Annotated in this window: 25 protein-coding genes; 8 read left to right on the forward strand and 17 right to left on the reverse strand. The window is 63.2% G+C overall.

The genetic code is table 11. The features are described 5' to 3' along the window. Positions 1 to 26 precede the first annotated feature (26 nt). Positions 27 to 413, reverse strand: coding sequence for a RidA family protein (locus ELH03_RS23530; protein ID WP_128405396.1), 387 nt, complete (start codon positions 411 to 413; stop codon positions 27 to 29). A gap of 27 nt (positions 414 to 440) precedes the next feature. On the opposite strand from ELH03_RS23530, the gene ELH03_RS23535 reads away from it, so the two are divergent. After that, positions 441 to 1,022, forward strand: a complete 582-nt coding sequence (locus tag ELH03_RS23535) for an Lrp/AsnC family transcriptional regulator (RefSeq protein ID WP_128405397.1) — start codon at positions 441 to 443, stop codon at positions 1,020 to 1,022. A 26-nt stretch (positions 1,023 to 1,048) separates the two neighbouring features. Here ELH03_RS23535 and ELH03_RS23540 read toward each other — a convergent pair whose 3' ends face one another. The 4 genes from ELH03_RS23540 to ELH03_RS23555 form a co-directional block, all read right to left on the reverse strand. Continuing rightward, positions 1,049 to 1,450 carry a GFA family protein gene (locus tag ELH03_RS23540; protein ID WP_105008030.1) on the reverse strand — a complete coding sequence of 134 codons (402 nt, stop codon included), beginning with the start codon at positions 1,448 to 1,450 and terminating at the stop codon, positions 1,049 to 1,051. Between the two features lie 115 nt (positions 1,451 to 1,565). Beyond that, complete coding sequence (locus ELH03_RS23545; RefSeq protein ID WP_128405398.1) at positions 1,566 to 3,098, reverse strand: S10 family peptidase; 1,533 nt, start codon at positions 3,096 to 3,098, stop codon at positions 1,566 to 1,568. A 101-nt stretch (positions 3,099 to 3,199) separates the two neighbouring features. Continuing rightward, on the reverse strand, positions 3,200 to 4,492 hold the full coding sequence (locus ELH03_RS23550; protein WP_128405399.1) for a CynX/NimT family MFS transporter: 1,293 nt from the start codon (positions 4,490 to 4,492) through the stop codon (positions 3,200 to 3,202). Further along, positions 4,489 to 5,166 (reverse strand): FadR/GntR family transcriptional regulator, encoded by a 678-nt coding sequence (locus ELH03_RS23555; protein WP_128405400.1) that lies wholly within the window; start codon positions 5,164 to 5,166, stop codon positions 4,489 to 4,491. The genes ELH03_RS23550 and ELH03_RS23555 overlap by 4 nt, the downstream gene beginning before the upstream one ends. 525 nt (positions 5,167 to 5,691) lie before the next feature. Here ELH03_RS23555 and ELH03_RS23560 point away from each other — a divergent pair. Next, the gene (locus ELH03_RS23560; RefSeq protein ID WP_128405401.1) at positions 5,692 to 6,504 is read left to right on the forward strand and encodes a class II glutamine amidotransferase; all 813 of its coding nucleotides are present in this window, start codon (positions 5,692 to 5,694) and stop codon (positions 6,502 to 6,504) included. Between the two features lie 46 nt (positions 6,505 to 6,550). On the opposite strand, the gene coaBC is transcribed toward ELH03_RS23560, so the two are convergent. From coaBC to ELH03_RS23575, 3 genes are all read right to left on the reverse strand, one after another. Further along, entirely contained in the window at positions 6,551 to 7,756 is a 1,206-nt protein-coding gene (gene coaBC, locus ELH03_RS23565) for a bifunctional phosphopantothenoylcysteine decarboxylase/phosphopantothenate--cysteine ligase CoaBC (protein WP_128405402.1), read from the reverse strand. 116 nt (positions 7,757 to 7,872) lie between these two features. Then, positions 7,873 to 8,622, reverse strand: a complete 750-nt coding sequence (locus ELH03_RS23570; protein WP_128405403.1) for an SDR family oxidoreductase — start codon at positions 8,620 to 8,622, stop codon at positions 7,873 to 7,875. Between the two features lie 135 nt (positions 8,623 to 8,757). Next, positions 8,758 to 9,522, reverse strand: coding sequence for an SDR family oxidoreductase (locus ELH03_RS23575; protein WP_130766692.1), 765 nt, complete (start codon positions 9,520 to 9,522; stop codon positions 8,758 to 8,760). A gap of 126 nt (positions 9,523 to 9,648) precedes the next feature. On the opposite strand from ELH03_RS23575, the gene ELH03_RS23580 reads away from it, so the two are divergent. Then, a complete protein-coding gene (locus tag ELH03_RS23580; protein ID WP_128405404.1) occupies positions 9,649 to 10,554 on the forward strand; it encodes a LysR family transcriptional regulator in 906 nt (301 codons plus the stop codon). A gap of 99 nt (positions 10,555 to 10,653) precedes the next feature. On the opposite strand, the gene ELH03_RS23585 is transcribed toward ELH03_RS23580, so the two are convergent. Then, positions 10,654 to 11,529, reverse strand: coding sequence for a LysR family transcriptional regulator (locus tag ELH03_RS23585; protein ID WP_128405405.1), 876 nt, complete (start codon positions 11,527 to 11,529; stop codon positions 10,654 to 10,656). Positions 11,530 to 11,620: 91 nt separating this feature from the next. On the opposite strand from ELH03_RS23585, the gene ELH03_RS23590 reads away from it, so the two are divergent. Both ELH03_RS23590 and ELH03_RS23595 read left to right on the forward strand, forming a co-directional pair. After that, the gene (locus tag ELH03_RS23590; RefSeq protein WP_128405406.1) at positions 11,621 to 12,871 is read left to right on the forward strand and encodes an MFS transporter; all 1,251 of its coding nucleotides are present in this window, start codon (positions 11,621 to 11,623) and stop codon (positions 12,869 to 12,871) included. Beyond that, positions 12,868 to 13,254, forward strand: coding sequence for a VOC family protein (locus tag ELH03_RS23595; protein ID WP_128405407.1), 387 nt, complete (start codon positions 12,868 to 12,870; stop codon positions 13,252 to 13,254). Before ELH03_RS23590 ends, ELH03_RS23595 begins: the two co-directional genes overlap by 4 nt. Before the next feature lie 17 nt (positions 13,255 to 13,271). Here ELH03_RS23595 and ertB read toward each other — a convergent pair whose 3' ends face one another. From ertB to ubiE, 8 genes are all read right to left on the reverse strand, one after another. Further along, a complete protein-coding gene (ertB, locus tag ELH03_RS23600; protein ID WP_128405408.1) occupies positions 13,272 to 14,933 on the reverse strand; it encodes a thiourocanate hydratase in 1,662 nt (553 codons plus the stop codon). A 33-nt stretch (positions 14,934 to 14,966) separates the two neighbouring features. Then, on the reverse strand, positions 14,967 to 15,296 hold the full coding sequence (locus ELH03_RS23605) for a TfoX/Sxy family protein (RefSeq protein ID WP_128405409.1): 330 nt from the start codon (positions 15,294 to 15,296) through the stop codon (positions 14,967 to 14,969). A 3-nt stretch (positions 15,297 to 15,299) separates the two neighbouring features. Beyond that, the gene (ertC, locus tag ELH03_RS23610; RefSeq protein ID WP_128405410.1) at positions 15,300 to 16,397 is read right to left on the reverse strand and encodes a thiohydantoin desulfurase; all 1,098 of its coding nucleotides are present in this window, start codon (positions 16,395 to 16,397) and stop codon (positions 15,300 to 15,302) included. Further along, complete coding sequence (locus ELH03_RS23615; RefSeq protein WP_128405411.1) at positions 16,378 to 17,658, reverse strand: Zn-dependent hydrolase; 1,281 nt, start codon at positions 17,656 to 17,658, stop codon at positions 16,378 to 16,380. Before ELH03_RS23615 ends, ertC begins: the two co-directional genes overlap by 20 nt. Then, entirely contained in the window at positions 17,655 to 19,034 is a 1,380-nt protein-coding gene (gene ertD / locus ELH03_RS23620; protein WP_128405412.1) for a hydantoin-5-propionate amidohydrolase, read from the reverse strand. Before ertD ends, ELH03_RS23615 begins: the two co-directional genes overlap by 4 nt. A 150-nt stretch (positions 19,035 to 19,184) precedes the next feature. Further along, positions 19,185 to 20,756: an aromatic amino acid lyase gene (locus ELH03_RS23625; RefSeq protein ID WP_128400771.1), complete on the reverse strand. Its 1,572-nt coding sequence runs from the start codon at positions 20,754 to 20,756 to the stop codon at positions 19,185 to 19,187. Between the two features lie 204 nt (positions 20,757 to 20,960). Then, the gene (gene ubiB / locus ELH03_RS23630; protein WP_128400772.1) at positions 20,961 to 22,535 is read right to left on the reverse strand and encodes a 2-polyprenylphenol 6-hydroxylase; all 1,575 of its coding nucleotides are present in this window, start codon (positions 22,533 to 22,535) and stop codon (positions 20,961 to 20,963) included. 62 nt (positions 22,536 to 22,597) lie between these two features. Then, positions 22,598 to 23,374, reverse strand: a complete 777-nt coding sequence (gene ubiE, locus ELH03_RS23635) for a bifunctional demethylmenaquinone methyltransferase/2-methoxy-6-polyprenyl-1,4-benzoquinol methylase UbiE (protein WP_075226138.1) — start codon at positions 23,372 to 23,374, stop codon at positions 22,598 to 22,600. A 149-nt stretch (positions 23,375 to 23,523) separates the two neighbouring features. On the opposite strand from ubiE, the gene mutM reads away from it, so the two are divergent. The 3 genes from mutM to rpsT all read left to right on the forward strand — a co-directional run bounded on the left by mutM (position 23,524) and on the right by rpsT (position 25,682). Then, positions 23,524 to 24,414: a bifunctional DNA-formamidopyrimidine glycosylase/DNA-(apurinic or apyrimidinic site) lyase gene (gene mutM / locus ELH03_RS23640; protein ID WP_128400773.1), complete on the forward strand. Its 891-nt coding sequence runs from the start codon at positions 23,524 to 23,526 to the stop codon at positions 24,412 to 24,414. Between the two features lie 23 nt (positions 24,415 to 24,437). Beyond that, complete coding sequence (locus tag ELH03_RS23645) at positions 24,438 to 25,211, forward strand: enoyl-CoA hydratase (protein WP_128400774.1); 774 nt, start codon at positions 24,438 to 24,440, stop codon at positions 25,209 to 25,211. Positions 25,212 to 25,403: 192 nt separating this feature from the next. Continuing rightward, positions 25,404 to 25,682, forward strand: coding sequence for a 30S ribosomal protein S20 (gene rpsT / locus ELH03_RS23650; protein WP_003556028.1), 279 nt, complete (start codon positions 25,404 to 25,406; stop codon positions 25,680 to 25,682). The last annotated feature ends 856 nt before the right edge of the window (positions 25,683 to 26,538 follow it).

Raw genomic sequence — 26,538 nt, forward strand, 5'->3', positions numbered from 1 at the left:
CCTGCGGTGCGACGGCCGATCTGCCGTCAGCCGGCAGCGATGATCTCGATCTCGACCAGCCAGTCGTCACGCAGCGTTTCGACGATGATGGCCGTGGTCGGCACGGCGCGGCCGCCAAGTGCCCGAAGGCGGGCATTCTGGTTCGCCTCCATAAAGGCGACGTCGCTGAGATAGCTCGTCAGCCGCACGATATTGTCCACCGTCATATCGGCGGAAGTGAGGATGGCACGCAGATTGGACCAGATGAGCTCCAATTGCCCTTTCAGATCGGACGCCGCCATTCCCTCGTGATCGAGGCCCATCGTGCCGCTGACGAAGAGCAGCCGGGATGGAAACTTGATCTCCAGCGCATGGATGTAATCAGGGCTGGCCGGGTAGACCCCGCTTGCCGGATTGCGCGCGATCATCTCCATGAAATTTCTCCTCTTCCGAATATTCTGTTGAAGAATGGCAGTATTGGCGATTATTCTTCGGCAGAAAGGGGATTTTGCGGAATGGCGAAAAATACAGAGGATCTTCGGCAAAGACGCCCACAGCAGCCGGTTATCGATGCCTTCGACCGAAAAATATTAGCCGCGCTCGCCGCCGACAGCAGCCAGAGTTATGCCAGGCTCGGCGAAGCGGTCGGCCTGTCGGCGCCGGCCGTGCATGAGCGTGTGCGCCGCCTGAGACAATCCGGCACCATCAAGGGCGTGCATGCCGCGCTGGATGGCGCAGCGCTCGGCAAGCCGCTGCTTGCCTTCGTGCATGTGGAAGCGGCCGGCTGGGGCAAGAGCGAGCGACTGATGCAGGTTCTGCAGTTTCCTGAGGTCGAGGAGATGCATTCGGTCGCCGGCGACGCCAGCGTTCTTTTCAAGGTCCGCACCGCCAGCCCGCAGGCCTTGGAGGCTTTTCTGGCGCAGATCCATGCCGTTCCCGGCGTCTCCGGAACCCGCAGCTACATCGCGCTTTCCACCTATCTGGAGCGCCCGGTACAAGCCGGCGTGACCGACAACTGGCCTGATATGCCTCTGCCGGAATAAGGGTGGGATGTTAAGTCGGCGCCAGCCTAATCCTCACCCTCGAAGCGCGGCAGTGGCTCGATATTCTCCACCCCGGGCAAAGCCGAGCGGCACCATATCTGCTTTTTCGGCGTCAGTTCCCGCCGCTGGTCGATGCCGCCGACGCGGATGCCGATCGCGCCGCCTTCACCATCCGTGCGGTAGAGCGGCGATCCGCAATTCGGGCAGAAGAATTGCCGGCTGAGACCGCCGCTGTCGCCATATTTTGCATAGCCTCTCGGCTCGCCTGATAGGAGCGTGAAACTTCCCGGCCGAGCCGGTGCGGTGATGCGATAGGCCGAGCCCGTCAACCGCTGGCAATCGGTGCAATGGCAGATCGAGATCCGCTGCGGATCGATCTCCGCCTGATAGCGGATCGCACCGCAATGGCATCCTCCGGTGATATGCATCGGCAAGCCCCCCAAAGCATGTCGCGCAAAAGTGTAGACCGGTTTGGCGATCATGACATGCGGAAAACAAAGAACCAAAGCGTGGCAGGCGAATCTGAAAGATTGCGCCCACGCTTTAGTCCGCCGGCTGACCGGCCGGGTGTGAGGCGTAGAAGGCCTTCGCATCCGCCGTGAAGGCGGCCCGCTGATCGGCTTTCGTATAGAACATATGCCCGCCGCGATAAAGTTTTAGCCCGACGCGGCCGCCGGCGAGCGAGGGCGGCAGATGGTCGACCACGTAACGGCTGACGCTGTAAGGCGTCACCAGATCGCTGTAGCCATGCGCAATCAGCAGGTGGAAGGCCGGGTTCGAGGCGAGCAGTTGTCGGACGTCGTCGGTGGCGCTGGCCTGGAAGCGCGATCCGCCTCCGCGTCCCCCGCCCCATTCCCAGCGTCGGCTGATATCGCCGTCGAGCAGCGAATAGGTCATCTCCGTCTTGAAGCCGAGCTCGTTGCGGGCGTAATCGGCAAAGGCCCCACCATAGGCGCGGGTGAAGCCGTCAAGGATGGCGTCGTCGCCGCGGTCGTAATCCGATTCCGGATAGGGATCGGGTGCTGCAAAGGAGGCGTCATAGGCGCTCATCACCTCGCCGCTGCCCGCGTCCGAATGTTTGACGAAGGAGCTGCCGAGGAAGCCGCGGTTGCGGGTGACGATATCCTCTGGAATGCCCGTCAGGCGAGCGATCCTGCCATAGAAGGCGGCGGCATCGGCGCCCGTCGGCGGCGGGCCGGCCAGCGTCGTCAGATAGTCCCCGAGCGCGAATGACTCGGCCTCCTTCTGCTTCTCTTCGTCAAAGGCCTTGTGCCGGTCGAGTTCGGCCGCCGCCAGTGATGGCAGCTCCAGCGCTGCGCCGAGCGCGAACTGATCGGCATTGAACATCAGCTGGCCCTCGAGCAGGGGGGAAAGCATCACAGCGCCGGCGACGATGATGCCCTGGCTTTCCTGCAGCACCGAAGCGACCTTGGCCGCGCGGAAGCCGCCATAACTCTCGCCGAGAAGATATTTCGGCGAGTTGGAACGGTTGTTATGTGCTACATAGAGCGCGATCGCCTTGGCGATGCTCTGGGCATCGGCACCGACGTTATAATAATTGGAGGCGTCGTCGGCCTTTGCCGTCCGGCTCCAGCCGGTGCCGATCGGGTCGATCAGCACGAGATCGGTGAAATCGAGCCAGCTTTGCGGGTTGTCGACGAGTTTCGCATTGGCGCCGTCGCGTCCATCCGGCCCGAAATCGAGTACCTTCGGCCCGACCAGCCCGAGATGCAGGAAGGCGGAAGCAGCACCCGGCCCGCCGTTGAAGGCAAAGGTCAGAGGCCGGTTCGGCCCGCCATCCCTTGCGACATAGGCGGTGTAGAAGATCGCGCCGGTCTGCGCGCCGTCCTGGCCGAAGAGATCCAGCGTGCCGGCGGTTGCAGTATAGGCGAGCTTCCGGTCGCCGATCGTCAGCGCGTGCTCGGTGACGGAATCGGTTGGCAGCAGTTTCAGCACGCCGTCGCGCGCGCCGCTCTGGACATTCGTCCTCGGTTGATCGCTTTCCTGCGCATAGGAAAGGGCGGGGGCCAGCATTGCTGCAAGCGCGGTGAGCAGAAACAGGGTTCGTATGCGCAAGATGTCTCCTCCGGCGGTCGGGAATGAGAGGCTGAGATAGCGTAACATCCGCGGCCGACGACCGGCATCAAGAGATGGTGATGGACAGGTGAGCGAGCGGCTCAGCCGTCCTTTTCGACGGCATGGACATTGATCTCGACCGCCCGGCCGGCCTTCCAGCCGTTGATCGCGGCGCCGAGCCCGAGCGCGACGAAGAGGACTGCGCACCAGGAAAAGCTTCCGGTCCAGCCGCGGATGAGGCCGACGATGAGCGGGCCGATGGCGGCGAGCAGGTAACCGACGCATTGCGCCATGCCGGAAAGATGGGCGGCGACATCGGGATCGCGCGAGCGCAGCACGATCGTCGTCATGGCCGCCGCGATCAGGCCGCCCTGGCCGATGCCCTGCAGCACCGCCCACAGCCAGACGGTCGAAAGCGGTGCGAAGAGCAAGCCGAGAAGGGCGATGACGGCGACACCGCAGAGGCTCGCATTGATCAGCCGCTGGTCGCGGCCGCGCACGGCGATATGCGGCACGATCAGGCAGGATGCGGCTTGCACCATCACCGACAGGGAAACGATCGCCCCGGCAGTGACGCCGTCGAGCCCGCGTTCCCGCAGAATGGGAACCAGCCAGCCGAAGACGCAATAGGCAAGTGCCGATTGCAGCCCCATGAACAGCGTCACCTGCCAGGCAAGCCGGTCGCGCCAGAGGCCTTTGACGTGGAAACCATTTCGTCTTGCCTGTCCGCCGCTGCGAAGAACCTCAGGCAGCCAGAGCAGGCTGACGATCAGGGCGGGCAGGGCCCAGATGGCGAGCGCGCCCGCGAGAGAGCCGCCGAGTGCGTGCTCGATCGGCAGCGTCAGCCCGGCCGCACTTGCCGCCCCGGCACAGAGCGCCATCGTGTAGAAGCCGGTCATCAGCGCCGCGCGCCCGGCGAAATCCCGCTTCACCAGCCCCGGCAGCAGCACATTGCCGACAGCGATACAGGCGCCCGCAAGGGCCGTGCCGATGAAGAGCAGCGGCACGGAGGAAAGCCCGCGCAATGCAGTGCCGAGTGCGAGAAGCAGGAGAACGCCGAGCAGCGTGCGCTCAGTCCCGAGGCGCTGGGCAAGACGAGGCGCAAGCGGCGAGAAGGCACCGAGGCAGACGACCGGCAGCGTCGTCAGCAGGCTGGCGCCCAGCGCGCTGAGGCCGAGCTCCGAGCGGATTTCCGGCAGAAGCGCCGAGGCGCTCGAGAAGACCGGGCGCAGGTTGAAGGCGATCAGCACCAGGCTCGCGCCGAGTAGGAAACGACCCGCAGCTCCCCGCATCGACGTTGCCTGCGGCGGCGGAAGACTGCCGGCCTCGGCGTCGATCAGCAATTCGTCGACGGGGTCGAGCGCGCTGGCGGCATTGTTGGAAGGCGTGTTCATGACAGGATCATCCGGTCGAGTGCGGCAAGGACGGGCGCCATGAAACGGCGCACCGCCGCATCCGCCCTGTCGGGATCGCCGGTTTCGATGGCGTCGACGATATCGGCATGCGCCTGCATGTCCGGCTCGGGAATATCCTTGCCGAGCGTCGCCGCGATGGTATCGGCAATCGAGGCCGAGAAGAAATCATAGATCTCGATCATCGCCCGGTTGCCCGAAGCGGCGATGACAGCCTTGTGGAAGGCGAGGTCGCGTTCGATGAAGGCGGCCTGATCGCCGCCGTCGTAATTGCCGCGTTCGGCAAGCAGCCTGCGAAGCCCGGCAACCGTCTCCAGCGTCTTGTGGATCGCCGTCAGCCGGGCTGCCTCGACGTCGAGCGCCAAGCGCGCCTCGAACTGATCACGCAGGCTGGCGCGGCGCGCCATCGTCAGCGGCCGGCCGGCATCGGTCGTCGAGCGGACATAGGTTCCCGAACCCTGCCTTGTTTCGAGATAACCCTGGGAGACGAGAACGCGCACCGCCTCGCGCACCGTGCCCCGGCTGACGGAAAGCATGGCCGACAGCGAGGCTTCATTCGGCAGTTTCTCGCCGAGTGCCCAGCGTTTGCCGAGAATGTCGCCGCGGATCGCCTCGATCGCCTCATCCGCGAGATTGGTTTTGCTCAGCGTTCGCATCTCACTACTCATAAAGTCATCTGATGACTTTATGAGTAGTGAGATTTCGATCTTTCGTCAACGCCTGACATCAAGACAATAAAGACATCAAGACAATAAAAAAGGGTCGCCTCAGCGACCCTTTCCATGAGTTTGGCCTCAAACTGGCCTGGACTGTCTATGCAGCCCTAGGAAGGCGGGGATTAGAGCGAGGGCTGCCTCGCCTTCGTCACCTCTTCCATGCCCGTTACGAGGTCCGAAATCTCATTAGACATTGGATCACCTTCCTTTCGTTCTGTTGCTGATGGCTTAAAGTTAGGCTGATTCTTCTGAGATGCAAGCAGAAATGCACGTATGCGCTGTCTTGCGGAAGGTGAGTGTTCACGAGAGAACACAGCTGTTCGCCGAATTTGAAGATGTTTTGCGCCACGAAACCGTCATCTTGCCCTTGCAAACCGGCCGCGCGTTAAGCTGTTGTTAGCCGCGACATCAGACAATTTAGAGCATTCCCGCCGACGCGGCGGCGGGGTTCCGGAGCAAAGAGCCATGTGTCGCTGGGCAGCCTATCGTGGAGACCCTCTCTATCTCGAGGAACTGGTATCCTCGCCCGCCCACTCCCTGATCGAGCAGTCCCATTGCGCCACCCGCGCCAAGACGGCGACGAATGGCGATGGCTTCGGCATCGCCTGGTATGGCGACAGGCCCGAGCCCGGCCGTTACCGCGATATCCTGCCCGCATGGTCGGATTGCAATCTGAAGAGCCTGGCGCGGCAGATCCGTTCGCCGCTCTTCCTCGCCCATGTCCGCGCTGCCACAGGCGGCGGCACGCGCCGCGACAACTGCCATCCCTTCACCCATAGCACCTGGTCCTTCATGCACAACGGCCAGATCGCAGGCTTCGAGCGCCTGCGCCGGCCGATGGAGGCGATGCTCGACGACGAGCTGTTCAATGCCCGCGGCGGCACGACCGATTCCGAACTGATGTTCCTGCTGGCGCTACAATTCGGCCTGCGCGAGGCGCCGATCGCTGCGATGGCTCACATGATCGGTGTCGTCGAGGACCTGGCCGAAAGCGTCATCGGCTCGATCCTGCTGCGCTTTACCGCTGCCTTTTCCGATGGCAACACGCTTTATGCTGTTCGCTATGCGACCGACCGCAAAGCGCCGACTCTCTATGCCTCACCCGTCAACGCCGGTTATTGCCTCGTCTCCGAGCCGTTGAACGATGATGTCGATGCCTGGGCCGAAATTCCGGATGGCAGCGCCGTCACTATCGGCAAAGATGGCATCGACGTCGCCGACTTCCGGCCGGAGAAGCGCAGTGCCGCCAAGCCGCAGCGCGTGGCTATTTCTGCCTGAACGCTTGGCGTCAGCTGGACCGACGATCAGCGGAAGCCGCTCGCGATTAGCGCAGCTGCCTGGCGATCAGTGCCGCCAGCCTTTCGGCAACCTCTTCCTTCGTCAGATCAGGCCATTGCTCGACGCCGTCGCGGCGAATGAGTTTGACCCTGTTGCGGCTGCCGCCCATGATTCCGGTCGCAGGAGAGACGTCATTGGCGACGATCAGGTCGGCGCCTTTCCTCTCGAGTTTCGCCTTCGCATTGCTTTCCACGTCCTGCGTCTCGGCGGCAAAGCCGATCACCAGCTTCGGCCGCATCGTATGGTGGCCGACAGTTTTGAGGATGTCCGGATTCTCGGTCAGCGCCAGCGTCGGAATGGATTCGCCGGGATGTTTCTTCAGCTTCTGGTCGGCGGCCGAGGCGACGCGCCAGTCCGCCACCGCTGCGACCATCACGGCGATGTCGGCCGGCAGCGCCGCAAGCACGGCATCACGCATCTCCTCCGCTCGCTCGACATGCACGACGGTCACGCCGACGGGGTCGGCGATCGTCACCGGCCCCGATACAAGCGTCACCTCCGCCCCGAGCTTTGCAAGGGCTGCGGCGATCGCATGCCCCTGCCGGCCGGAGGAGCGGTTGGCGATATAGCGCACCGGATCGATCGGCTCATGCGTCGGTCCCGACGTGACGATTGCCTTGCGTCCCTTGAGCGGCTTTTCTCCGTCGTCGAGCATGGTTTCGGCAGCCGCAACGATCTCCAGCGGCTCCGCCATCCGGCCGAGCCCGGCCTCCCGGCTTTCCGCCATCTCGCCGGCCATCGGCCCGACGAAGCGGATGCCGTCGGCTCTGAGCATCGCCGCATTCCGCCGCGTCGCCGGATGCGCCCACATGGCCGGGTTCATCGCCGGTGCGGCAAGCACCGGCCTGTTGGTCGCAAGAAGCACGGTCGAGGCGAGATCGTCGGCAAGCCCGTTCGCCATCTTCGCCATCAGGTCGGCCGTGGCAGGAGCGATCAGCACGAGGTCGCAGTCGCGCGCCAGGCGGATATGGCCGATATCCTGTTCGTCCTGCCGAGAAAACAGATCGAGATAGACATGGTCCGCCGCCAGTGCACCGACGGCAAGCGGCGTGACGAATTCCTGGGCGCCTTTGGTCATCACAGGGCGCACGCTCGCGCCGCGCTCGCGCAGCCGGCGGATCAGATCCACGCTCTTATAGGCTGCGATGCCGCCGGAGATGATGAGGAGGATGCGTTTGCCGCTGATAGCCATGGCCTTCTACCCGTTGCCTTTTCTGACCGCCCTCGACCCTAAGCCTTTGGCGGAGAACATGCAATCGCGAGGGCGACAGGCGTCGGAGCTGCTCTGGTCTCCGCCGCACTCGTGGGTCAGAGGTTGCTCATCCCGCCGTCGATGATGAGTTCGCTGCCGACGATATAGGCCGCCTCATCGGAGGCGAGGAAAACGATCGTCTTGGCGACTTCGCCGGGGGTTCCGAAACGGCCGACGGGAATCTGGGCCTGGATCTGCGCAGTCATCGCCTCTGATTGGGCTTGCGAAGCGCCGAGCTTGCTGTAGAGCGGCGTGGCGATCGGACCCGGGCTGACGGCGTTGACGCGGATGCCGCGGCCGATGAGTTCGCCCGACAATGTCTTAGCAAGCGTCAGCAGCGCGCCCTTCGTCAGCGAATAGACGCTGGAATTCGGCATGCCGATATGGGCGTTGATGGAGGTGTTGAGCACGATCGCAGCCTGCTTCGAAAAAATAGGCAGCAGCGCCTGAATCAGGAAGAACGGGCCCTTGACGTTGATATCAACCGACTTGTCGAAGGCGGCTTCGCTCCACTGTTCCAGCGGCCCGAATTCGGCGACGCCGGCGTTGACGAAGAGGATGTCGAGCGTGCCGAAAGCCTCTCTCACGCTATCGGCGACGGCCTTCTGGCCGACCGCATTGCCGGCATCGGCCTGGATGACGGTGGCTTTGCCGCCGAATTCGGCGCGGGCCGCCTCGACGCTTGCCGCGCTGCTGCCGGTAACGACGACGCGGGCGCCCTCAGCGATGAACTGGCGGGCGGTCTCGAGACCGATGCCACTGGTGCCGCCGGTGATGAGGGCTGTCTTGTTCTGCAGGCGTGACATGATGAAGTTCCTTTGACCGAATGTTGGGGCGTGGCCCGTTCTTGTCCAATGCGAGAATGCTCTGAAAAAAGCGGCGCGATAAGCCGGCGCGTTGAACGATGATCAACTCGCAGCGGATAACCGCGCCGCGCCGTCTCAGGTGCGGGTGATCGAAGCGCCGCCGTCGACCAACGACGCCGTGCCGGTGACGAAGCTCGCATCGTCGGAGGCGAGGTAGAGGACCGAGCGGGCGAGTTCTTCGGGTGTTGCGACACGCTTCAGCGCATGCAGATTGGTGACGAAGGCCTGCTTCTCAGGCGTATCGTTCATGTCCCGATACATTTCTGTATCGACCGCACCCGGCAGGATGGCGTTGACGCGCACGCCCCGCTGGCCGAATTCGGCGGCAAGCGCCTGCGTCAGGCCGATCAGCCCGGATTTGCTGGCGGCATAGGCGGCAACGCCCGGAAAGGCGAAGCTGTAGCCGACGAAGGTCGAGGTGAAGATCACCGAGCCGCCGCCATTTTCCACCATTGCCCCGATCTGGTGCTTGGCGGCGAGGAAGGAGGCCGTCAGATTGATTGCCAGTGCCTCGCTGAAGCCTGCTTCGGAAACGGCGGTGCTCGCACCGGCTTCGCCGAGCGTGCCGGCATTGTTGAAGGCGATGTCGAGCTTGCCGTAATTCGTCACGGCGGCGGCGACCAGCGCCTTATGATAGTCTTCCGAGCGCACGTCGCCGGCAATGGCGATGGCGTTGCCGCCCTCTGCCTTGATCTCCGCGGCGAGGCTGTCGAGTTCGCCCTGGCGGCGGGCGCCGACGACGACCTTCGCGCCCTCGGCGGCGAAGAGCTTTGCCGTGGCGCGGCCGATGCCGGAGCTTGCGCCGGTGACGATCGCGACCTTGTTGTTCAAGCGGTTCATGGTTTCATCTCCTGGATTTGAGGTGAGGCGGCCCCTGCCGCCGCTTTCGTTGAATGGAAGATGGCATTTTCCTTTCGTTCGGATTAGTCTCCAGATTGGGGAACTCGAATTCGGAAAAGCCGAACGATGATCAGGATAGAAGGCATTGCGGCTTTCGTCGCCGTGGTCGAGGCGGGCTCGGTCAGCGAAGCCGCCCGGCGCCTGCGGCTGTCCAAATCCGTCGTCAGCGAAAGGCTGGCGGAACTCGAGAAGTCGCTCGGCGGCATGCTGCTGCACCGAACCACCCGCAAGCTCACTTTGACGGAGGATGGCATGGTCTTCCTGGAGCGCGCCGCGCGCATCGTGCGCGAGATCGAGGAGGCCGCGGCAGATATGGCCGAGCGGCGCGGAACGCTATCCGGCCCGATCCGCATCGCCGCCCCCGTCACCTTCGGCCGCATGCATCTCGGTCCGGCGCTTTATCCCTTTCTCGCCGAGCATCCCGAGATCGAACTGACCCTCGATATCGATGACCGGCGCGTCGATGCCGCCTCGGACGGTTATGATGCCATCATCCGCAATGGTCCGATCGCCGATAGCCGGTTGGTCGCCTGGAAACTCACGCGCAGCCGCCGCCTTCTCTGCGCCTCGCCGGATTATCTCGCGCGCCAGGGAATTCCGTCGTCGCTGGCCGATCTCAACAGCCATCGCGGAATCTTCTACACCAATCGCGGCGTTGCCGACTGGCGCTTCCAGACGCCCGACGGTGCGATCGTCGTCCGTGCGAAACTGGCGCTCGGCATCAACAATGGCGACATGCTCCGCGACGCCGCCATTGCCGGCCTCGGCATTGCGCTGCTGCCGGCCTTCATCGCCGGCCCGGCCATCCGCGAGGGCCGGCTTGCCGAAATCGATGTCGGCCACAGGCCGGAGGCCGAATTCATCTACATGGCCCATCCCGAGGGCCGAAATCCCTCCGCCAAGCTCCGCGCCATCGCCGATCACCTGAAGAAAAGCTTCGGCGATCCGCCCTATTGGGATCCGGCGGGGTAGAGCATGTCGCGCAAAAGTGTGCCGCGGTTTTGCGAAAACGACATGCGCAAGAACAAGACCTAAAGCGCGAAGAGCGAATCTGAAAGATCGCGACGCGCTTTAGCTCAGCAGGCTCATCAGGTTCTCGGTGACCGGCGAGCGATGTGTTTTCAGAATTGCCAGCGCCAGGCGCGCCACGGCCGGCGGCCCTTCGATCGGCCGGTAGGCCACACCTTCGAGCTTGATCTGCGAAATCGAGGCCGGCACGATCGACACGCCGAGATCGGCCGCCACCAGATTGACGACCGAGGAAATCTGCGGCGCCTCCTGCGCCACGGTGAGCTCGAATCCTGCCTTGCGGCAGGCGAGCACGACATCGTCGTAGAGGCTCAAGCCCACAAGCCGGGGAAAGAGGATGAAGGGTTCGTCCACCAGCGCTGCAAGCGGTAGCTTGCTGCGCCGTGCCAGGGGATGGCTGGCCGGCAGGGCAATCACCATCGGCTCATCCGGCAGCCGCCGTAGCCTGATGCCGGCGGGATCGTCCAGGCCGGGGCGCATGAAAGTGGCGTCGAGCTCGCCACGTTCCAGCTTCTGCATCAGCGCCAGCGTATTCATTTCCGTCAGCGCCAGTTGCACCTCCGGCCAGCGCGCGCGAAACCGGCGGATCGTCGTGCTGACCACGGGGTTGAAGGCGGAGGAGGCGGTGAAGCCGAGCGACAGCCGGCCGGTCTCGCCGCGATTGGCGCTTTGCGCCGCAAGCTTCGCCTTTTCCGCGGCCGCGAGCGAAGCCTTTGCCTCGCCGAGGAATGCCGCGCCCGCTGCCGTCAATTCGGCCCCGTGCGGCACGCGGTGAAACAGCGCCGCACCCACTTCCCTTTCGAGATCGCGGATCTGCTGGCTGAGCGGCGGCTGCCCGATGCCGAGCTTGCCGGCGGCACGGGTGAAATTGCCTTCTTCCGCCACTGCCAGGAAATATCTCAGGTGCCGCAACTCCATCGCTATCTCCAAAACCTATCGAAATTGCCAGTTTCATATATTGGACAAATGGAGTGGCGTTGGCTAGATCGGAGACCGGAAGGATGAAGATATGCCGCCGTCAGTGCATGCAGTGAAGACCTCCGAGACAGCTGCGATCCCAGGGCAGAAGCACTACCTCAGACGCGGAACCGGCGCCTATCGCCGCGCCAGCCTGGCACTCTTCCTTTCCGGCTTCTCCACCTTCTCGCTGCTCTATTGCGTCCAGCCGCTGCTGCCGATCTTCTCGCAGGAATTTTCCGTCAGCCCGGCCGAAAGCTCGCTATCCCTGTCGCTCTCCACCGGTTTCCTGGCGGTCGCCATCGTCTGTGCCGCCGCCGTCTCGGAAGGTCTTGGCCGCCGCAGCGTGATGTCGATATCGCTCACCGGCGCGGCATTGCTGACCATTGCCACCGCCTTTGCCCCGAATTGGCATCTGCTGCTCGTCATCCGCGCCCTGCAGGGCCTCGTTCTCGGCGGCGTGCCGGCCGTTGCCATGGCCTATCTCGCCGAGGAAATCGATCCGCGCGGCCTCGGCGCCACCATGGGCCTCTATGTCGGCGGCACGGCCTTCGGCGGTATGTCCGGCCGCGTGCTCACTGGTATCTTCGCCGAATATCTCACCTGGCGCCCGGCGCTTTTCATCATCGGCGCCATCGGCCTTGCCGCCGCGATCGGCTTCATCGCCCTCTTGCCGCCGTCACGCAATTTCGTCCGCCGGCCGGGCTTCGATCCGCGCTTTCATGCAAAAGCCTGGCTCGCCCATCTCACCAATCCGGCGCTGCCCTTCATCTTCGCCATCGCCTTCCTGGCGATGGGCTCCTTCGTGACGGTCTATAATTATGCCGGTTTTCGCCTGGTGGCGCCGCCCTACGGCCTCAACCAGACCGAACTCGGCCTGATCTTCACCGTCTACCTCTTCGGCATCAGCGCCTCCTCGATCGGCGGCCTGCTCGGAGACCGGATCGGCCATTTTTCCGTGCTTCTCTTCGGTCTGGCACTCACCGCCGCCGGCAGCGCGTTGACGCTCTTTGCCTCGCTCCCGGTCATCATCCTGGGTATCATCGTACTCACGACCGGCTTCTTTATGAGCCATTCCATCGCCAGCGGCCTTGTCGGCAAGCTGGCGCATGGCACCAAGGGCCACGCTTCTTCGCTCTATATGCTCGCCTATTATGTCGGTTCCAGCCTCATGGGTTCGGCGGGCGGCTGGTTCTTCGCGGTTGAAGGCTGGGCCGCCGTCGTTATCTTCACGCTTGCCATGCTGGCGCTGGCCTTTGCTTCCGCCTGCTTTGCCCAGCAATTCGCGAGGAGAAAAGCATGATCTGCATAGACCGTCTCGACCATCTCGTGCTGACCGTCGCCGATATCGCCATCAGCTGCGATTTCTATTCCCGCATCCTCGGCATGTCGGTCGAAACTTTTGCAGAGGGCCGCAAGGCGCTGAAATTCGGCGGGCAGAAGATCAACCTGCACCAGGCCGGCCACGAATTCGATCCCAAGGCGAGACACCCCACGCCAGGCTCCGGTGACCTCTGCTTCATCGCCGAGACACAGCTTGCCGATGTCATCGCTGATCTGCAGGCTGCGGGCGTTGCGATCGAAGAGGGTCCGGTCGAACGCACCGGTGCGACCGGACGTCTGCGCTCGGTCTATTTCAGGGACCCCGACGGCAACCTCCTCGAAGTCTCCAATCTGATTGCCTGACGTCCGCCTCCCGCACATCAACCAAGCCGGATATAAGGCACGTCCTTCTTCGTCACCTCGTCCAGCGCCTCCTCGTAACCCGCATCGGCGTAACGCATGACGCCAAGCGCCGTATCGTTGGTCAGCGCATGGTCGAGCCGTTCGTCGGCGGCATCCGTGCCGTCGGCGACGACGGTGACACCACAGCTCGTCATGTAGCCGGCATAGCCGCCGCCGCCGGAATGGACGACGACCAGATCGGCCATCGACGAGCAGAGCATCATCGCATCGATCAGCGGCCAGTCGGCGATCGCGTCGGAGCCATCCTTCATCCCCTCGGTCATGATATTGGGATGCGCCATGGCGCCGGCGTCGAGATGGTCGCGGGAGAAGGCGACCGGGCCTTTGAGTTCGCCGCTTGCAACCAGCGCATTGACGCGCCGGGCGAGTGAGGTGCGTTCGCCGTGGCCGAGCCATGCGATGCGGGCCGGCAGCCCTTCGAAGGGCACGTGTTCGCGCGCCAGGCGGATCCAGTTGGTGATGATCTTGTTGTCGGGAAACATTTCAAGCAGCAGGTCGTCAATGCGAGCGATATCGCTCTCCTCGCCTGACAGAGCCATCCAGCGGAACGGGCCGATCGCCCGTGCAAACAGCGGCCTGAGATAGGCTTCGGTGAAAATCGGAATGTCGAAGGCATTGGCAACGCCGCCCTCTTTGGCCTGCGTGCGGATCAGGTTGCCGTTGTCGAAGACTTCCGAGCCACGCTTCTGGAACTCCAGCATCGCCGTCACATGTTCGACGATCGAGGCGCGGCTTGCCGCCATCAATTGCCCCTGGCCGTCGTCACGCAGGCCCTTGACCTGCTCGAGGTTCATGCCCTTCGGCACGTAGCCATAGACGAGGTCATGCGCCGAGGTCTGGTCGGTGACGATGTCGGGCACGATGCCGCGGCGGGCGATCTCGGGATAGACCTCCGCCGCATTGCCGACGAGGCCGACGGACAGCGCCCGCTTGTCCTTCACCGCCGCATCGATCATCTGAAGGGCGGTATCGAGATCGGGGGCGATTTCCTGGAGATAACCGATCTGCTGGCGCTTGCGGGCACGCTCTGGATCGATGTCGATGCAGAGGATCGCAGCCCCCGCCATGCGGCCGGCGAGAGGTTGCGCCCCGCCCATGCCGCCGAGGCCGGCCGTCAGCACGAACCGGCCGAGGAGATCGCCGCCGAAGCGCCGCTCGGCAATGCGCATGAAGATCTCGTAGGTACCCTGGATGACGCCCTGGCTGCCGATATATTGCCAGGCGCCGGCCGTCAGCCCGCCCCAGCAGATCAGTCCCTTGCGCTGCAGCTCGTAGAACACCTCGGCCTTTGCCCATTGCCCGACGATATTGCAGTTCGCCATGATGACCAACGGCGCCTTGGCGTGCGTTCGAACAAGCCCGATCGGCTTGCCGGACTGGATGAGCAGCGTCTGGTCCTCCTCCATCTCGGTCAGCGCCTTGACGATGCCCCTGTGCGCCGCCCAGTTGCGGGCCGCCTTGCCGAGCGCGGCATAGACGATCAGATTGTCGGGATCCTCGCCGACGCAGAGCACGTTTTCGAGCAGCCGCAGCAGCGCCTCCTGCCGCCAGCCCTTGGCCCGCAGTTCCGGCCCGCCTGGAATCGGAAATTTCGGATGACGTGGATTGGCCTTCGGCATCGTGGGTTCCTCGTTTTGCTCTGCCTTCGTTCGTTATTTGCTGGGCAGCGATTCCACATAGGCGAGTGCCGCATCGAGCAAACGCCGTCTCAGGGCATCGTCGCCATAAACTGCGGCACCGCCTCGCACCCAGCCATGCATGACACGCTCGCCCGACAGCATCTGGATCACGCCCGGCAGTGCCAGCGCCCAGCCGTCATTGCCCTTGCCGAGACGGATCAGCATGCCGTCATGGCGCGCGCAGCAGAGAAGATTGCCGTTCAGCATGAAGGCCCAGCCGCCAAACATGGATTTTTCGGCAAGGCCCGGCCGACCGCCGAGTTCCTCACGCATCAGTTCTTCGAGACCGGGATCGCGTGCCATGGCTCAGGCCTTCGTCGCCAGTGCATAGCGTGCGATCTCGATTCCCATCGCCTTTTCGACGACGGGATAGACGGTCGGATCGAGCACGCTTGCCGACAGCGGAATGATATCCATCGGCACATGCAGGATGAAGACATGCATGCCGCTCTGAAGCTGGCCGACACTCAGCGGCTCGCCCTCCGGTGAAAGCGTGGTGATGACGGCGGGGAAGGTGGCAAGCCGCTCACCATCCGCGTCGTCCACCGCCATATATTCGTTCATCACATGCAGCGTCACCGATGTTCCGCCCGAGCCGACAGTGATCGTGCCGATGTCGAAGGCTTCCTTGGTGTAGGCGACGTCCTTGCGGGTAATGATCCCCTCGGCAAGGATATGTCCGCCCGTCGTCTCGCAGATCGCGTCGATGACATCAGATCCACCGCGCTTCTCCGCCGCGATGATTGCCTCGCCGAGCGCAAGTGCCATCGAGATGCCGCCGAGCGCCGCATGGCTGCGGACATAAGAGGCGCGGAGCGGATTGCGGCAACTGGCGATGAAGCCGCCGGATTGATCGGCGGCAGCGCGCAGCACCGGTGAGATCTTCGCCGTCGCCCCCTTCACCACCAGCTCGATATAACGATTCTCCCCCCGATTGCCGCCGACCGCGGTCTGGATCATCTGCTCGGGCGAACCGGCCATGCCGATCGAGCCCATGTCACCTGTGGGATGCGCGCGGATATCGCCGACCGCGTCGACTACCTTGGTGCCGAGGATCGCTGACGGCAGCCAGCCGTTCAGCGTCGAGGATTTGCCGTTCTGGCCGATGATCAGCCCGGAAAGCTTTTCGCCCAGCGCCTCCTGCAGCAATTGCACGGATTTCACATAGTCGATGCCCTGCATTTCCCAGGGGGTCGTGGAGGCCGGCGCGCCGATCGCAGCGGCAGTGGCGATCCAGTCCTCGTCCCGCAATTCGTCGATCGAGACCAGCTCCGGCCTGCCGACATTGACGGCGGCATAACCGAGCATCCGCCCGTGATCGGCCCAGCCGCCGCCGCCGGCGGCATAGACGGAGCCACCCTTGACGGCAGCTTCCACGTCCTTCTCAACGAGTATGCGTCCCATTCGCCTTCTCCTGATTCAAGCTCTTGTCCATTTCGCGCACTGCTTCGAAAAGCACGGCGGTGCCGAGCGCGATATCGTCGTTTTCAGCCCATTCGTCGGCCGAATGGCTGCGGCCTTCCCGGCAGGGCACGAAGATCATCGCTGCCGGCGCCACCTTGGCGATCCAGGCCATGTCGTGTCCTGCGCCGGAGGCCATGCGCCGATGTTTTGCGCCGACACGTTCGCAGGCAGCCTCCAAGGTCGACAGCAGCCCGGCATCAGCAGGCGTCGGCAGATTGTCGGAAACCCGGTTCGGCGTCTTGATCGTCACGCTGTAGGCCCCCGCCAGCTTTTCGACATGGCCGTCGAGCCAGCGGCAGAAAGCTTCCATGTCGGCGCGGATTTCGGCACGGCCATCGATCAGCAGCACCACCTTCGACGGCACGACATTGGCGGCATTCGGCTCGATCCTGATTTCACCGACCGTCGCTGCAAAATGGCCCGGCGTTTTGGCAAGCTCTGCAGCGGCATTACGGATGTCGAGCACCAGCTGCGATGCCGCGACCAGTGCATCCGCCCGCCGGTCCATCGGCGTCGTGCCGGCATGGTCGGCCCGCCCTTCGACGGTGATCTCAATACGGGTGATGCCTGATATCGCGGTGACGATGCCGACATCCTCCTTTTCGGCTTCGAGCACCGGGCCCTGTTCGATATGGAGCTCGAGAAAGCCGGCTATATCGGGTCTCTTCTGCTGCATCAGCACATCAGGTCTGCCGCCGACCTGCGCGATACCCTCGGCCAGGTCGCGCCCGTCGCTGACGCGCGAAAGCCAGGTCTCCGGCAGTTGGCCGGTCATGCCGCGGCTGCCGATGCAGGACACGCCGAAGATGCTCACCTCCTCGGCGAGGAAATCGACGATTTCCAGATCGTGATCGAGCTCGATACCCTGATCGCGTAGCGCGCGCGCCACCTCCAGCGCCGCAATTACCCCGGCAATGCCGTCAAAGCGGCCGCCGTCCGGCACTGTGTCGGAATGCGAGCCGACCATGATCGTGCCGAGCCACGGTTTCCGCCCTGTTCGCCGGCCGACCAGATTGCCGGCGGCATCGATCCACGTTTCCAGTCCCGCTGCCTTCATCCGCGCTTCGATATAGGCCCGGCCTTCGAGAAAGAGCGGCGAGAAGGCTCGCCGCGTCCAGGGATGCCCCGGCTCGGTAATCCCGGCCAGCGCCTCGATATCTGCAGCGATCCGGTCGGCATTGACGGGAAGATTGCGGCTCATGCTTCAGCTCCCGCAATGACTTGGCGCGGCAACGGCCGCACGAAGCGCCCGGTGCCGGGCTCGGCCAGCACCTTGGCGCCCTCGGCGATCTTTTCGCCACGCAGGTAAGTGGCCGAGACGGTCCAGGGCAGGCGGATGCCGTTATAGGGGCTCCAGCCGACGACGTTATTGCCGCTCGCAGCGGCGTCATAGACGCTGTCGCGCGGCTCCAGCACGACGATATCGGCATCCTTGCCCGGCGTCAGCGCGCCCTTGATATGGTCGAGCCGGAAATGTTTCGCCGGGTTCTCCGCCAACAGCCTGGCGGCCCATGTGAGCGGGATGCCGCGTTCGATGGCACCTTTGACGAAAAGCGGCACCATCACCTCGAGGCCGGGAACGCCGGAGGCGTTGGCGAGCATGTCGGGATTGGTCTTGCGGTTTTCCGACCAACTGACGTGATCGGTCGAGACCAGCCAGACATCACCCTCGGCCACCTTCCGCCAGAGCCTCTCCACCTCGGCGCGCGGCCGCACCGGCGGATTGATCTTCGCCTTGCCGCCGAGGCGCTTCACGTCGTTTTCCTCGTCGAGCGTCAGGTAGTGGATGCAGCATTCGACCGTCGCCGCAAAGCCGTCGCGGCGATAGGCGCGCGCGATATCATAGCCGCGCCCGAGCGAGCAGTGCACCACATGCGCCGCGCAACCGGTATGAGCACCCGTCTCGAAGATCGTGTGCATCGCCAGCAGCTCGGTGATCGGCGGCCGCGACAGGCCATGCGCCCGCCAGTCGGTGATACCGCTCGCCTTCACCTGCTCGATGTAACTGCGCACTGCCTCGTCGTCTTCATTGTGCACGCCCGCCGTCAGCCCCGTCGGCGCGATTGCCGCAAAGCAGGCGTCGAGCAGGGCCGGCGGAATGCGCGGAAAGCGCTTCGGGTCGGTGCCGAAGGTCGAGAATTTGAAGGCGGCGACGCCTGCCTCCACCATTTCGCCGATCCGTGCCGGGCCTTCTTCCGGATCGACGGTGCCATAAAGCGCAAAGTCGACGCGCGCCTGCGGACCGGCATGGTCGATCTTCCGCTTCACCGCCGCTGCCGAGCAGACGAGATTGCCTTCGTCATAGGGCATGTCGACGATGACAGTCACGCCCCCGGCCGCCGCCGAGCGCGTCGACCAGATGAAATCCTCCTGGTCCTTCTGGGAAAGCGAATGCACCTGTGCGTCGATCGCGCCCGGCAGCATCAGCGCTTTTCCGAGCAGATGCCGTTCGCGGCCCGCAGGCGGCACGCCGAGGCCGACCTCGGCGATCTTGCCGTCGCGCACGGCGACATAGCCCTCTTCGAGAATGCGGTCCGGCAGCACCACCGTGCCCTGCAAAACGAGATCGAAGTCCATACCGCTTCCTCCCTAAACTGGATCAGACTGTCGCCGGCTGGAGCATGATGCCGAAAAGTGTGAGCGGTTTTCGGACGACATCATGCTCTAACTCTTTAATTTAGAACAGGATTCAGACTTTAGGCCGACCCGGCCTAAAGTCATCCTGTTCTAGGGGCCTGTCAGCCGCTCCTCGATGCGCTCCAGCGAGCCGAGCGCGAAGAAATCGTCGAAGGAGGCAATTGGAACCTGCTCGGTCAGCTTCGAGACGAAGTCGTCCGAACCAAGTTCTTCCTCGATCGCCTCCACCTCCGCCGAAAGCGGCCGGTCGACAATATAGAAATCCGCATGTTTGCGCACGACCGCGTAGAGCATGGCGGCGACGCCCTTCGGTTCATCGCCAAGAATGTCGATCGCCTGGGCCGAGAGCAGCGCCTCGAGGGCTGCGAGGCGCTTCAGCGCCCGCATTTGCCGGTCGAAGCGCTCGATGACGAGCGGTAGGAAGGCCGCCTCGTCCTCCAACCCGGCTGCGACGACCAGCGACTGCGCAGAAACAGGATTGGACATTGACAGAACGCGCGAGAAAATCTCGCCGGCAAGTTTGATGATCGGCCCGAAACCGGTGGCAATCCGCCCCGGCGGCACGAGATTGACCGGCAGGTCGCGCCGCTGGCCGTTGCCGAGAATGACGCAGCGATTAAAGGCGTTGCGCGCTGCATGCGCCATGCAGAGCGCGGCCGATTCGAGCAGGATCGTCACATCGAGCGGAAGAGAGCCGCCCGACGTCATCACCCGGCCTTCGACCACGACGGGATTGTCGTCCGAGCGCCCGGTGGCGGCAAGGATCTTGTGGCCGGTCGATAAGAGGTTTTCGATCACCGCGCCGAATACCTGGGCGATCATGCGCAGGCTCAGCGGATCCTGCACATGCGTTGCGACGGGCCAGTTCCATTCGTCGGAGGCATTGCAGAGCCAGGCGCCGATCAGCGCTTCACGCGCCGTTCCGACATGCCGGACCGCCTTCCAGGGATCGCGGGAAGCGCCGAGCGCGCCGGCCGCCATCATCGCCGTTGCCAGCAGGACGCGGATCGAGGCCGCGGCATTGCGGGTCGTTTCCGCCGCCGAGGCAAAGCTCACCGCATTGATGCTGAGCGAGGCGAGGCTGTCGCGCGGCGCCATCCGCATTGGTTCCAGCCCGGCCGCCCGGAAGGCCTCGGCCGCCTGCATCCGGTTGCCGCGATAGATCGCTTCGCCGACGCCGGTCAGCACCGCGCCGATCTGTCCCATCAGGCCGATATCCGCACAGCCGATCGAGCCGGTGCGGCGTACGACCGGGATGAGATCGGCCTCGAGCATCCTGATATAGGCCTGGATCAGCTCCGGCGTGCAGCCGACCTGGCCGGTCAGCGCCGTGTTGATACGGATCGCCATGGCATTGCGCACGATATTGCAGGAAAAGGGTGTGCCGGTGCCGAAATGATGGGCGCGCACCAGGCCGAGATTGAAGGTGTCGAGTTCGTCGGCCGACCACTCCACATCCTTCATGGCGCCGACGCCTGTCGTCGAGCCATAGACGGGCATGCCGGAGGCAATCGCATCCTCGACGACCTCGCGGGCGATCGCGATGCGGGCCATGCCTGTCGCCGAAGCCGAAATCTTAGCCTTGCCCGCACCAATCGTCACCATCTCGGCAAAACCGAGCGGTTGTCCGGAAAGTTCGATGCCAAGGCGTTCGTGCTTCATGTGCCCCTATCTCCCCAGAACAGGATGATTTTAGGCCGGATCGGCCGAAAATCTGAATCCTGTTCTAAACTAAAGAGTCAGAGCATGATGTCGCCCGAAAACCGCTCACACTTTTCGGCATCATGCTCGGAATGCGAGACTAAGCGAGCCCTCCGTCACATGGGATATCCCAAATGCCGAACACAGCATGTTTTTGGCAAGCGGTCAGCTCAGCATCCAGGCAATATAGACAAGCGTCAATGCGACGATCCAAAGCGCGATCCTGGCCGAGCGATTGTGCCGCGCTTCGGCCTTGCCGATCGCCTCCGCCGTCTCAGCGTCGAAGCGCAGCCCGTGCTCGCTCATATGCAGGAGCTGGTGGTGGAATTTTTCGGTCTTCGCTGCGATTTCGGGCACGGCTTCGGCGAGTTTTACCGCCGCCTTCAGCCCGTCCTTAAGATCGGTGGCGATCCGCTTCGGCCCGAGATTGGTGCGGATCCAGTCGCCGACGACAGGCTCGGAGGCCTTCCACATGTTGAAGCGCGGATTGAGCATGCGCGATACGCCTTCGACCACGACCATGGTCTTCTGCAGCATCACCAGCTCCGGCCGCGTCGCCATGTCGAAGAGTTCGGTCACTTCAAACAGCAGCGTCAGCAGCTTGCCCATCGAGATCGTCTCGGCCGGCTGTCCATGGATCGGCTCGCCGATCGCCCGGATCGCCTGTGCGAAGCTTTCGACATTGTGATGTCCAGGCACATAGCCAGCCTCGAAATGCACTTCGGCGACGCGGATATAGTCGCGGGTGATGAAGCCATAGAGGATTTCGGCGAGGAACCGCCGTTCCTTCTTGCCCAGTCGCCCGACGATGCCCATGTCGACGGCGACGATCATGCCGTCCGCATCGACGAAGAGATTGCCCGGATGCATGTCCGCATGGAAGAAGCCGTCGCGCAACGTGTGGCGCAGGAACGACTGGATCAGCGTATCGGCAAGCAGGTTGAGATCATGGCCCGCCGCGCGCAGGCCCTCGACGTCGGACATCCTCGTGCCGTCGATCCACTCCATGGTGATGACGTCGCGCCCGGTGCGCTCCCAGTCGACCTTCGGCACGCGGAAGCCGGGATCCCGCTCGGTATTCTCGGCGATCTCGGAAAGGGCCGCCGCCTCCAGGCGAAGATCCATCTCCACCTTCGTCGTCTGCTCCAGCGTCTTCGTCACCTCGACCGGCCGCAGCCGCCGGCTGGACGCCAGGAAACGCTCCTGCATATGGGCAACGAGATACATCGCCTCGATGTCATGGGCAAAGCGCTGGCGCACGCCGGGCCGCACGATCTTGACGGCGACCTTTTTCCGGCCCTCGGCACTGTCGACCTCGGCCGGATGCACCTGCGCGATCGAGGCGGCGGCGATTGGATCGCCGAAGCTCGCATAGAGCTCACCGATCGGCCGTCCGAGCGAGCCTTCGATATTGGCCTTGGCGGCTGCCGAGGGAAAGAAGGCCATCCGGTCCTGAAGCTGCGACAAGTCGTTGGCGAATTCGACGCCGACGACATCCGGCCGCGTCGCCAGGAACTGCCCGATCTTCACATAGGAGGGACCGAGCCGCTCGACAGCCTGGGCCAGCCGGTCGCTGCGCTTCTGATGCCGCGCCTTGCTTCGTTCGAAAATCGTGACGAAGGATTTGGCGAGTGCGACCGGAGGCGGTAGCCCTTCGGAAGGAAGAGCTGACACGACGCCCTCACGCACGAGCACCCAGCCGACGCGCCAAAGACGGAAATATGCGCCGAAAGTGCTCATGTTCTGTTTGATTCTCGCGCGACGCTATTCGAAAACCGCTCTACACTTTTCGGCGTCATGCGTCAGAGCTTCCAGCCGGAATGGAGTGCGGCGATGCCGCCGGTATAATTGGTGTAGGTGACGCGCGAAAAGCCGGCCTGGCGGATCATTGCCGCGAAATTCTCCTGGTTCGGGAACTTGCGGATCGATTCCACCAGATATTGGTAGGGTTCGGCATCGCCGGTAATCGCCTTGCCGAATTGCGGAATGGCGTTGAACGACCAGGCGTCGTAGATCTTGTCGAGAAGCGGCATATCGACTTCGGAAAATTCCAGCACCAGCAGCCGTCCGCCGCGCTTCAAGACGCGATAGGCCTCCGACAGCGCTACGTCGATCCTCGGCACGTTGCGGATGCCGAAGGCGATCGTATAGGCGTCGAAGCTGCCTGCCTCGAACGGCAGTTCCTCGGCATTCGCCTCGACGAAGGTGAGATTGCCGGAAAGCTTCTTCTTTTCCGCCCGCTCGGCCCCGACGCCGAGCATCGAGCCGTTGATGTCGAGCACGGTGGCATGCGCCTGTCTGCCCGAGGCCTCGACGATGCGGAAGGCGATGTCGCCCGTGCCGCCGGCAACGTCGAGTACCTTGTAGCCCGGCTCCTTGCGCGGGTTCAGCGCCGAGATCATCGCATCCTTCCAGGCGCGGTGCATGCCCATCGACATGACGTCGTTCATGATGTCGTAGCGCTTGGCGACCTTGTGGAACACCTGGTTGACCAGGCTCTGCTTCTCGCCATCAGGCACCTCGCGGAAGCCGTAGGAGGTCTCCATGCCGCCATCGGCGGAAGTGCGGCTTTCTGACATCAGACTGCTCCGTTCCTGAAGATTCGGGCGCGGCGGCCATAGCGAAAGACCGCGCGCGACGTTATCTATGGGCCGCATTCTCCGCGGCACACTGGCGCTATAGCGCACATCGTCGTCGGTTGAAACACGTTAGATATAGATGGGTTAAGATGCCGGAATTGCCAGAAGTCGAAACGGTGAAACGCGGCCTGACGCCGGCGATGGAGGGCACCCGCATCACCAAGCTGGAGCTGCGCCGCGGCGATCTGCGCTTCCCCTTTCCCGACGCTTTCGCGGACAGGGTTTCCGGCCGCACCATCGTCAGCCTCGGCCGCCGCGCCAAATATCTGCTGGTCGATCTCGACGACGGCAACACGCTGATCTCCCATCTCGGCATGTCCGGTTCGTTTCGCATCGAGGAGGGTGCCGCCTCCGGCATGCCGGGCGAATTCCACCATGCCCGCTCGAAGGACGAGAAGCACGATCACGTCGTCTTCCATCTGGAGGGCGCAAGCGGCCCACGCCGTGTCGTCTACAACGATCCGCGCCGTTTCGGCTTCATGGATATGGTGGGACGTGCCGATCTCGCCGCCCATCCCTTCTTCCGCGATCTCGGCCCTGAGCCGACAGGAAACGAGCTTGGCGCCGCCTATCTGGCTGAACGTTTCCAGGACAAGGCGCAGCCGCTGAAGAGCGCGCTGCTTGACCAGAAGAATATTGCCGGTCTCGGCAATATATATGTCTGCGAGGCGCTGTGGCGCGCGCATCTTTCGCCGATCCGTGCCGCCGGCACGCTGGTGACGGCAGGGGGCCGGCCGAAGGCGCAGCTCGACCTGCTCGTCGCCTCGATCCGCGACGTCATCGCCGATGCGATCGCCGCCGGCGGATCGTCGCTGCGTGACCATATCCAGACCGACGGATCGCTCGGCTATTTCCAGCACTCCTTCTCCGTTTATGATCGCGAAAGTCGGGCTTGCCGCACGCCCGGCTGCGGCGGTACGGTCGCCCGCATCGTCCAGGCGGGTCGCTCCACCTTCTATTGCGCCACCTGCCAGAAGTAAGAGTGAGAAACCGGGAGAACAGCATGGCCTATGAGACCCTGATCGTCGAAACCCGAGGCAATGTCGGCCTCGTCACGCTGAACCGCCCGCAGGCGCTGAACGCGCTGAACTCCACCGTCCTGAAGGAACTGAAAGAGGCCTATGCCGCCTTCCACGCCGACGAGACGGTCGGCGCGATCGTGCTGACCGGTTCCGAGCGCGCCTTTGCCGCCGGCGCCGATATCAAGGAGATGCAGCCGCTTGAGTTCGCCGATATCTATAAGAGTGATTTCATCAGCGGTTGGGATGAGGTCGCCAAGGCACGCAAGCCGGTGATCGCTGCCGTCAGCGGCTTTGCGCTCGGCGGCGGCTGCGAGCTCGCCATGATGTGCGATTTCATCATCGCCTCGGAGACGGCGAAGTTCGGCCAGCCGGAAATCACCCTTGGCGTCATTCCCGGCATGGGCGGCTCGCAGCGGCTGACACGCGCTGTCGGCAAGGCAAAGGCGATGGACCTCATCCTGACCGGTCGCATGATGGATGCGGCGGAAGCCGAACGATCGGGACTCGTTTCGCGTGTGGTGGCACCCGAACGTCTGCTCGACGAGGCGCTGGCAGCGGCCGAAAAGATCGCTTCGCTTTCGCGTCCCTCGGTCATGATGGCCAAGGAGGCGGTCAGCCGCGCATTCGAGACGACGCTGGAGGAGGGCTTGCGTTTCGAGCGCCGCCTGTTTCACAGTCTCTTTGCCACGGATGACCAGAAAGAAGGCATGGCGGCCTTCGTCGAGAAGCGCAAACCGGCTTTTACGCACCGTTGAATGCTTTTAGGCGCTTGCCAGTGGTAAAGCGTGAAAATCCGCGTTGACGTGGGCCGGCTTTAGAGTTATATGCCCGCCCACGGTTCGGAAAGCCGGTTTGGTTTTCCGCGATTGCTCCCGCATTGCTGGATTTTGTGGCCGCAGGGCCCGCGGTAATGGCGGAGTTTGTTCGAATTCTTGAGAGAGGCATCCATGGCCAATACAACTTCGGCGAAAAAAGCGACCCGCAAGATCGCCCGCCGTACCGACGTCAATAAGGCTCGTCGCTCGCGCGTTCGTACTTTCGTTCGCCAGGTCGAAGAGGCCATCGCATCCGGTGACGCCGCCAAGGCGAAGGAAGCTTTCCTGGCTGCTCAGCCCGAGCTTGCCCGCGCCGCCAGCAAGGGCGTGCTGCATGCCAACACGGCATCGCGCAAGGTCTCGCGTCTGGCCGCTCGTGTGAAGGCTCTTTCGGTCACCACGACCGCGTAATCTTCCATTAAGGACTTCTTCTTTATGATTAGCCCGGTAATTTTACCGGGCTTTTTCGATTCCGCCGATCAGCCCCTGCGTGGTTAATCTCACGACTGTTTCGTGTCAGCGCCATGACAGGAAAAATCGTTTAAAAACAATGGCTTGCGCAAGGATGCTTTCACGCCGCGCGACTCTGCCCCAAGCTTCCGGGACCACAGGCGAGTCAAGAGGATTTTATTTTTTTTCTTTCAATGCGTGTCAAAATAGCCCGAACGGGGGAATCTCTTTGATTCAACTGCGATTCTTTTTTGACGCTGGTGTGACGCCCGAAAAGGGCAGGCGGAGTCAATGCCCGCTTCTTAATTTTGCGTAAAATTCATCGTTGATATTGCCTTTTGATCCTGCCTAAATGGCTTTCAACAAAGGGCGCGGACATCACCTGCAGAGGCTCGGTCTTAACTGCCACGTCGGCAGGGCGATAAGTTTGTGCCGTTTGTTACGGAGCATTGCGCTTCCGTTTTTTCAAGCACTCGACGGATTTGAGCCGTAACGTGGCTGTTACGGAGCGGGGATGTTTTGTGCCTTCAGTGGCCACACGTTTAAGGCGAGGCCACCGGAGAAGGTAAATTAATATTGCGTTCGGGCTGGTCGGCCGAAAACGAGGTTCGACCGCCAGCTTGGCACGGAAAGCCGATGTAAGGTTGCCGCATGAACGCGGCACCTGCAACGGAGTTTTGCGCCGGTTCCTTCGGGAGCAGTGTTTGAGTGAACCGGCAGGCGAGCGGCTCATGAGGATCCGTCAGCCCGCCAAAGCGGGGAATGATCGGGCGGCCGTTTTAGCGGATGCCGCCCGGTGGAATTGAAAGGCGGCATT

The organism is Rhizobium beringeri, from assembly GCF_004306515.1.
GTDB lineage: Bacteria > Pseudomonadota > Alphaproteobacteria > Rhizobiales > Rhizobiaceae > Rhizobium > Rhizobium beringeri.

Bases quoted from the DNA above. Each gene is read 5' to 3' on its own strand.
- ELH03_RS23605 (WP_128405409.1), bottom strand. From the start codon at position 15,296: ATGGCACGCGATCCCGGTCTCGAAGAACTGATGCGTGAGGAACTCGGC.
- ELH03_RS23570 (WP_128405403.1), bottom strand. From the start codon at position 8,622: ATGTCACGCCTGCAGAACAAGACAGCCCTCATCACCGGCGGCACCAGT.
- ELH03_RS23555 (WP_128405400.1), bottom strand. From the start codon at position 5,166: ATGCGAACGCTGAGCAAAACCAATCTCGCGGATGAGGCGATCGAGGCG.
- ELH03_RS23540 (WP_105008030.1), bottom strand. From the start codon at position 1,450: ATGCATATCACCGGAGGATGCCATTGCGGTGCGATCCGCTATCAGGCG.
- ELH03_RS23615 (WP_128405411.1), bottom strand. From the start codon at position 17,658: ATGAGCCGCAATCTTCCCGTCAATGCCGACCGGATCGCTGCAGATATC.
- mutM (WP_128400773.1), top strand. From the start codon at position 23,524: ATGCCGGAATTGCCAGAAGTCGAAACGGTGAAACGCGGCCTGACGCCG.
- ELH03_RS23590 (WP_128405406.1), top strand. From the start codon at position 11,621: ATGCCGCCGTCAGTGCATGCAGTGAAGACCTCCGAGACAGCTGCGATC.
- ELH03_RS23625 (WP_128400771.1), bottom strand. From the start codon at position 20,756: ATGAAGCACGAACGCCTTGGCATCGAACTTTCCGGACAACCGCTCGGT.
- ertC (WP_128405410.1), bottom strand. From the start codon at position 16,397: ATGGGACGCATACTCGTTGAGAAGGACGTGGAAGCTGCCGTCAAGGGT.
- coaBC (WP_128405402.1), bottom strand. From the start codon at position 7,756: ATGGCTATCAGCGGCAAACGCATCCTCCTCATCATCTCCGGCGGCATC.
- ELH03_RS23645 (WP_128400774.1), top strand. From the start codon at position 24,438: ATGGCCTATGAGACCCTGATCGTCGAAACCCGAGGCAATGTCGGCCTC.
- ELH03_RS23560 (WP_128405401.1), top strand. From the start codon at position 5,692: ATGTGTCGCTGGGCAGCCTATCGTGGAGACCCTCTCTATCTCGAGGAA.
- ertB (WP_128405408.1), bottom strand. From the start codon at position 14,933: ATGCCGAAGGCCAATCCACGTCATCCGAAATTTCCGATTCCAGGCGGG.
- ELH03_RS23575 (WP_130766692.1), bottom strand. From the start codon at position 9,522: ATGAACCGCTTGAACAACAAGGTCGCGATCGTCACCGGCGCAAGCTCC.
- ELH03_RS23530 (WP_128405396.1), bottom strand. From the start codon at position 413: ATGGAGATGATCGCGCGCAATCCGGCAAGCGGGGTCTACCCGGCCAGC.
- rpsT (WP_003556028.1), top strand. From the start codon at position 25,404: ATGGCCAATACAACTTCGGCGAAAAAAGCGACCCGCAAGATCGCCCGC.
- ELH03_RS23580 (WP_128405404.1), top strand. From the start codon at position 9,649: ATGATCAGGATAGAAGGCATTGCGGCTTTCGTCGCCGTGGTCGAGGCG.
- ELH03_RS23585 (WP_128405405.1), bottom strand. From the start codon at position 11,529: ATGGAGTTGCGGCACCTGAGATATTTCCTGGCAGTGGCGGAAGAAGGC.
- ELH03_RS23595 (WP_128405407.1), top strand. From the start codon at position 12,868: ATGATCTGCATAGACCGTCTCGACCATCTCGTGCTGACCGTCGCCGAT.
- ubiB (WP_128400772.1), bottom strand. From the start codon at position 22,535: ATGAGCACTTTCGGCGCATATTTCCGTCTTTGGCGCGTCGGCTGGGTG.
- ertD (WP_128405412.1), bottom strand. From the start codon at position 19,034: ATGGACTTCGATCTCGTTTTGCAGGGCACGGTGGTGCTGCCGGACCGC.
- ELH03_RS23550 (WP_128405399.1), bottom strand. From the start codon at position 4,492: ATGAACACGCCTTCCAACAATGCCGCCAGCGCGCTCGACCCCGTCGAC.
- ubiE (WP_075226138.1), bottom strand. From the start codon at position 23,374: ATGTCAGAAAGCCGCACTTCCGCCGATGGCGGCATGGAGACCTCCTAC.